Raw genomic sequence first — 7,135 nt, forward strand, 5'->3', positions numbered from 1 at the left:
CGTCCCCTGCGGAAGCCCCCACCCGGCGCTTCGCGCCACCCCAGAGCGAGCTTTGCTCGTCTCGACCCCACAAGTGGGAGGGATAAGAAAGAGCAGCCGCGCTCAATTCCAAATTTTCAAACAGCCAGACGACCCGCCCACGTCTCCGCGATCTCGCCGCGTGATCCGCGCGAGTTGGCGATATGAAGCGCGTCTGAAACATCAGAGGGCGCAGGGTATGCCGGGCGCTCGATGCGCCCGCAGCCTCGCATGCAAAATAAAAAGCATACGAGCGTAATCACCACGGTCGCGCCGAGATCACCCGGCATTCCCCGCGCAATGGTTTTACGACTTATAACGTGATCTTCCCGGTGATCGGGCTTTGTTGTCACCGTCGTCGGTGGGATATTCCCGCCGACTTGACGCCAGCGTCGAGGCATCAGAACCACACGACTTCGCCGTCCGCATCTGCGCCGTTCGTCAGCGGCGCATCAGCGTCCATTGCATCCCGCCCCGCGTTCGTGACGATCGCGAGCGTCCCTGCATGGGACGAGACGGCGAGGCTTATGAAGTGATTTGGGCCAGGCGGGAATCAAAATCTTTTTGCAAACCAGGATGGACACACCCCAAATCAGAGGACGGCATGTTGCCCGTCAGGCTGCGCGAACCTCGGACAGGAAACGGTTGACGTGCCCGGCAAGCTCGCCCGATTGAGAGGACAATTGCTGGGCCGCGCTGAGCACCTGACCGGCCGCGGCGCCGGTCTGATCGGCGGCGCGCTGCACGCCGGAGATGTTCGCATTCACTTCCATCGTTCCGCGTGCGGCCTCCTGAATGCTGCGCGAGATCTCCGTGGTTGCAGTACCCTGTTCCTCGATTGCAGATGCGATGGCTATGCCGATCTGATCGATCTCGCCGATCACATCGACCACATTCTTGATCGCCGCCACAGTCTCGTCGCTCGCTGCCTGGATTGCCGCGATCTGCTCGGAGATTTCGGTGGTCGCTTTTGCAGTTTGCCCGGCCAATGACTTGACCTCCGAGGCGACCACGGCAAAGCCGCGGCCGGCGTCGCCCGCACGCGCCGCCTCAATGGTCGCATTCAGCGCAAGCAAATTGGTCTGCGCTGCGATATTCTGAATTAATGTCACCACATCGCCGATTTTCTGCGCGCCCTCGGCCAGCGAGCGCGCGGTCTCCCCGGTGCGGCGCGCGTTATCGACAGCCCGGTTTGCTATTTCGGTGGATTGCGCAACCTGTCGTCCGATCTCCGCGATCGAGGAAGCCATCTCCTCAGTGGCGCTCGCGACGGTCTGCACGTTGCTCGATGTCTGTTCGGACGCGGTGGCTACGATCGCTGCCTGACGGTTGGTAGCTGACGCGGTCGAAGACATCGATTGCGCGGTTTGTTCCATCGCGGCGGAAGCCGTCGACAACCCGCCGGCCAATTCTGTTATTCTGGTTTCGAGCGCGCGGGTGAGTTCGTCGAGAATCCGGGCACGCCGCATCTTGGTTTCGTTCTCGGCATCTTGCTCCCAAGCCAGCCGGTCGGCCTCGATCTTGTTGTCCTTGAACACACGCACCGCCGCAGCCATCGCCCCGATCTCGTCGTTGCGATCGGCGCCCGGAATTTCGCCGGATACATCGCCCGTAGCAAGTTGCGACATCGCCGCGGTAAGCTCCACGATCGGCTCGCAGACGTGGCGACGGACCATTATCACCAGGCCAGCGCCCCCCACCACGACAGCTAACAAGCCGGCCAGCGCAATCAAAAAGCTGAGACGCGCGGAAGAATAAGCCGCAGACAACACCTGCTCGGCGTTTTCGTAGAAAGCGTCACGAACCTCGACCACCGAAGAAAGACCTCGCTGAGATTCGGGATAATAGGTTTCGACATCGTGCTCGTATTTTCCGCTGCTGGCGCCTTCTCGCGCCATCTTCAGCTCGTTGCCGAATCGGTCGACATAGGCCGCGTTCATGCGCTCGAGCGCCGCCGCGACATTAGCGGCGGTTGCGGGATTGCCGCGCAATTCCTGCAACGACATCAGGATCTGGTCAGCCCGGCCTTGCGAGCGGCTCATCTCCATTTTTTCGGCTTCGGTCGCCGCGCGCTTGGCGCCGACGAGATTTTTGTGAACGCTGGCGTTGTAACCGCCGACATCGCGCAGCGTCCAGGCGATGTTCGCGTACACTGCCTGCCGGTATGCGTCGCCATTGAGCAACGCCATCTTGCGAACCTGGCTGTCGAGCAGCGCTGTGACCGCGGCATTGAAGTCAGCGTTTTCCGCGACGATCTTTTTGACGGCGTCCTTGCGGACCTCTGCGGGACCGTCGATCGCTTTGTCCATTGCCTCGCGCAACGCCACGAATTTCGCGTTCAACGCATCGATTCCGGCGCCGACCTCGTCGCTGTCATCAATCGTACTGGATAGGGTCTTGCGGATCGCGTTCATCTTGTCGCGCGCGCCGTCGGTCTGTTTACGGTATTTCTCGATCAATTCCGCCCGCGCCTTGGGGTCCACAGTGGCGGGGCCGAACATGATGTTTGTAGCGAAGCCGCGTTCGGAGTTCATATAACGAGGAATGTCGCCGACCGCCCGCACGATCTCCAGCCGGCTTTGCGCCACCGACGCCTTGCCCATGGTCTGGTATTTTGTCGCCGCGACATAGGCGGAAAGCCCGCCCCCGACGACTGAAAGCGTGATAATCGCGGCAGTCAGGAGGGCACCGATTTTCATTATTTAACCGATCACGATGGCGGAGAAGTGGGCTTCACTATCATAAAGGCTGCAAATTAATCTTCAGTTTACGCTATTGGCGAGCGACGTTGCCGCACTCGCGCCGAGCCGATGATCTTCAAGGAGGGGCGTCAAGATGACCATCACCATTACCGCCTTTGAAAGGTCGCCCGATGGCGGCAAGGGGCTGGCGCGCGATACGCGTGTTCGTTGGGCCCTGGAGGAAGTGAGCCAACCCTATGCGGTTCGGCTTGTTTCGTTTCGCGCGATGAAGGAACCCGCGCATCTGGCGCTTCATCCTTTCGGTCAGATTCCAACCTATGAGGAAGGCGATCTCGCGCTGTTCGAGACAGGGTCGATCGTGCTCCACATCGCGGAACGCTATGCGGGCCTACTGCCGCACGATGCCAATGCCCGAGCGCGCGCGATCACATGGATGTTTGCTGCGCTCAGCACGGTGGAACCGCCGATCCTTGAACTTGGAAGCGCGAAACTCCTGGAGAGCGACAAGCCCTGGAATGAAGAGCGCCTGCCTCTTGTCGAAGATCGCGTCCGCGGCCGCTTGAGGCCACTTTCCGATAGGTTGGGCGATGCCCATTGGCTTGATGGTGCGTTCGGCGCAGGCGACCTGATGATGGTGTCGGTGCTGCTCAGGCTGAAGTCATCAGGCATTCTGGATGAATTTCCGAACCTGGCCGCTTACCTCGCCCGCGGCGAAGCGCGGCCCGCTTACAAGCGGGCCTTCGACGCGCAGTTGGCGGTTAACACCGGCAAGTCACGGGCCGGCTGATCGAGGTGGTCGGGGAAGTCGTCATCCTCGCGCTGAGCATTCCCCGAGGCCGCCTCGCTTGGCGGCTTCTCTTTGTTTCGAGCGCACTTGCTGGCAGATCCGGTAGATTATCCTTGGCCGATCGTGCGATCGGCCCTATGTCTGCCGGCCGTGGTTGGTTGATGCGCACGAACAGCTGCCTTTTCGGAGTGCTGTTCGGCGGCGTCTTACAGATCGGATCAGTTGACGGGACATGAATCGAAAAGAACGACGTGCGGCCAATAAGCGGCGCGACGAGACCGCAAGCAGGCCAAACGCGCTTACCTTGGGCACGGCGGGCCTCAGCACCGCCGATCTCGCCGCTGAGGCAAGCCGTTCGTACCGCTCGGGCCGCATCAACCAAGCGCAAGAGATTTGCCGTCAAATTCTCGCACGAGAGCCTGCACATGTGCAGAGCCTGAACCTTCTCGGGCTGATGGCGCAGGCCTCCGGCGATCACCGGGGCGCGGTGAAGACGTTCGCGAAAGCGATTGCTTCGGACGAGGTGAATGCCGCTTGCCATTACAATCTCGGTAATTCGTACCAGGCTCTGGGTAATCGCACCAAAGCGATCGCGCATTTCAGCAAAGCGCTTGCACTCGGCATGGACGAGAAGGCGGTCGCCTTCATCCTGCAGAGCCCAGTCATCTCCACGTATGTCGCGCGGATCGCCGGCAAGCGGCCGCTGCCGATAACGAACGTCGAATTGTTCGGCACCGAAGGCATCGCCCCGCTTGCAAACGACCTCTTCCTCCGTTGTGCGATGGAAGCGACGACACTCGTGAGTGTGCAACTGGAACTGTTGCTGGGATATGCTCGCACCGAGCTGCTGCGGATTGCAGGTAAGCAGAGCGAAGATGACGACGAAATCGACGACGATATTGTCGCCTTTGCTTCCGCACTCGCTGTGCAGTGCTTCATGAACGAATATGTCTATGTACAAAGCGGAGCGGAAAGCGAACTTGCGAGCGGAATGCGCGATCGATTGCTGCAGGATTTGGCATCAGAGACCGCGATCTCTCCACTCACGCTGGCGGTAGTTGCGGCGTATTACCCGCTTCATGCCATGCCGATGTCGGAAGCGCTTCTGCGTCGGAATTGGCCAGCGACCGTCGCCGGCGTGCTACGGGTGCAGCTCCGCGAGCCGCTCGAGGAAACGAGCGAGCGCACCGGCATCGCGACACTTGCCCTGATCAAGAACAGTGTATCAGTGGAAGTGATGCGCCAATACGAGGAGAATCCTTATCCGCGCTGGACCATCAACCCACTGAACGCATTCGCTGCTGATCGGGCGCGGGGAAGGACCATCGCGGGCGCGGAACAGCAAGCCGAAATGGATATTCTGATCGCGGGTTGCGGTACCGGCTTGCATGCAATTCAAATCGCGCAAGTCTATCCCAGTGCCCGTCTGCTCGCAGTCGATATCAGCCTACCCAGTCTCGCCTACGCTCGCCGAAAGACACGAGAACTGGGGTTGCGCAACATTGAGTATGCACAAGCCGATATTCTGGAATTAGATACGATCGATCGCACGTTCGATAGCATTGAGTCCGTCGGTGTGCTCCATCATCTCGCAGAACCGACGATCGGGTGGCGCGTGCTCGTCTCGCTACTGCGGCCCGGTGGCACCATGCGGATCGGCTTGTACAGCAATCTGGCGCGCCGGATCATCGTGGAGGCCCGCGCCCGCATCGCGGCTCGGGCTTATCGCGCCGCAGCCGACGACATAAGGAGGTGTCGCCAGGAAATCATCCGCGAGGCGGAACACTGGAAAATGCTGGTTGGCGCGAGGGATTTCTACAGCATGAGCGGCTGCCGCGATTTGCTGTTTAATGTGATGGAGCATCGCTTCACGATCGCGGAGATCGCTGCATTCCTGAATGAGAACGATCTGTCTTTCCTGGCATTCGAACCCTTTGACGATCCGGCGGTGATCGAAAGATTTCACAAGAAGTTTCCGGGCGTGGCCGACGAGGCTAATTTGGATCAGTGGTCCCGCTTCGAAACCGATCATCCGGAGACTTTTTGGGGCATGTATGTCTTCACGGTGCGCAAGAACGCGTGTTGAGCGGGACCGCTCACGACAACATAGTCGACGTTTATATCGTCGGGAAAGACTGGCGCGCTTTGGCCATTAGCCTGTATCGTTGCTCTCAAGGAGAGGGGCATTAACAAGCGGCGGGATGAAAAGCCGAAATGCCGTTGAGGAGGGATATGGGCGCTCGGGGTCTAGTTGTTGCTGCAATTTCCACGGCTCTGGTTCTGGGGATCGACACAGCTTTCGCGCAGCAGGAAGAGACCAACGTTCAGAACTTGCCACCGGTCGAAATCGTGGCGCCACAGACGACCGCGAAGCAGAAGCGCAGCGCGCCACGCACTCCGGCAAGCGTTGCGAGCCATGCTGCGCGCCCCAAGCCGAAGCTATACGTCTATCCGACATCACCCGGCTCCAGCGGCAACGTGGATGTCGACAAGATTCCCGCCGGGATCAACGCGGTCGACACTACCCAGATCAAGCGTACGGGCTCTCTGAACATCGCCGATGCGCTTCAGCAGAATGTGCCCGGCGTGAACCTCAGCGACGTCACCGGCAATCCGTTCCAGCCGAATCTCGAGTTCCGCGGTTACGTTGCTTCACCCCTGGTTGGTACGCCGCAAGGCCTGGCCGTCTACCAGAATGGCGTGCGCATCAACGAAGCGTTCTCCGACAGCATCAATTGGGACCTGATCCCGACGGCCGCGATCCGGTCGGCCACTGTCGTGACCAACAATCCAGCTTTCGGTCTGAACGCGCTGGGCGGGGCCGTCAATCTGCAGATGAAGGATGGATTCACCTATCAAGGCGCCGAGATCGACATCATGGGCGGCTCATTCGGCCGGATACAGGGCTCCGCGCAATGGGGCAAGCAGGTCGATAACAAATGGGCAGTCTATGGCGCACTCGAAGGCGCGCACGACGACGGCTTCCGCAATTTCTCGTCCTCTGACATTCGGCGCTTCTATGGCGATGTAGCTTATCGTTTCGAAGGCAATGAATTCCACATCAACATGGGCCTTGCCGATAATCGTCTCGCTTCGCCCAGCACCGTTCCGATCGAATTGCTTCAGCAATATTGGGGCGCGTCGTACACTACGCCGCAGACCAACGCCAACAAGGTCGGTTACCTCAACCTCACTGGTAAGGTCGAGGCGACGCCTACCTGGACAGTTGAGGGCGCAGCGCACGTGCGAGGCTTCAGTCACAAAACCCGGGACGGAAATCCGACGGACACTCAGCCCTGCGCTGATCCGACGCTATTGTGCTTCGGCGACAACACGACACCTGCATTCGGCCTGAATGGCGTTCAGCTTGCCAATCCCTTCGCACCCAATGCCATACTCGGCGAGATCGACCGCACCACAACAGGCTCGACCACCTTTGGCGTATCAGGGCAGGCGACCAACAGTGACCAATTGTTCGGGCATGAGAACCGCTTCGTGGTAGGAGCGAGCTACGATGCCAGCGTCACGCATTTCGACGCCAGCTCCGAACTGGGCACGATCGGCCAGAACTATGTTGTCACGGGAAGCGGCACGTTCCTGGGCCAGTCAGGCGTCCCCATCGCGATCG

Annotated in this window: 4 protein-coding genes; 3 read left to right on the forward strand and 1 reads right to left on the reverse strand. The window is 59.9% G+C overall.

Annotated elements, in window-relative coordinates:
• Positions 1-632: 632 nt before the first annotated feature.
• Entirely contained in the window at positions 633-2,717 is a 2,085-nt protein-coding gene (locus VJV58_RS05035; protein WP_324136242.1) for a methyl-accepting chemotaxis protein, read from the reverse strand.
• A gap of 136 nt (positions 2,718-2,853) precedes the next feature.
• Between VJV58_RS05035 and VJV58_RS05040 the strand changes: the two genes are divergently transcribed.
• From VJV58_RS05040 to VJV58_RS05050, 3 genes are all read left to right on the forward strand, one after another.
• Positions 2,854-3,507, forward strand: coding sequence for a glutathione S-transferase family protein (locus VJV58_RS05040; RefSeq protein ID WP_324136243.1), 654 nt, complete (start codon positions 2,854-2,856; stop codon positions 3,505-3,507).
• A 232-nt stretch (positions 3,508-3,739) separates the two neighbouring features.
• Entirely contained in the window at positions 3,740-5,593 is a 1,854-nt protein-coding gene (locus tag VJV58_RS05045; RefSeq protein WP_324136244.1) for a class I SAM-dependent methyltransferase, read from the forward strand.
• Between the two features lie 128 nt (positions 5,594-5,721).
• Positions 5,722-7,135: TonB-dependent receptor plug domain-containing protein (locus VJV58_RS05050; protein ID WP_324136245.1), on the forward strand; the 1,414-nt coding region annotated here is incomplete at its 3' end.

The organism is Bradyrhizobium sp. (assembly GCF_035273305.1).
In the GTDB taxonomy this organism is placed as follows: Bacteria; Pseudomonadota; Alphaproteobacteria; order Rhizobiales; family Xanthobacteraceae; genus Bradyrhizobium.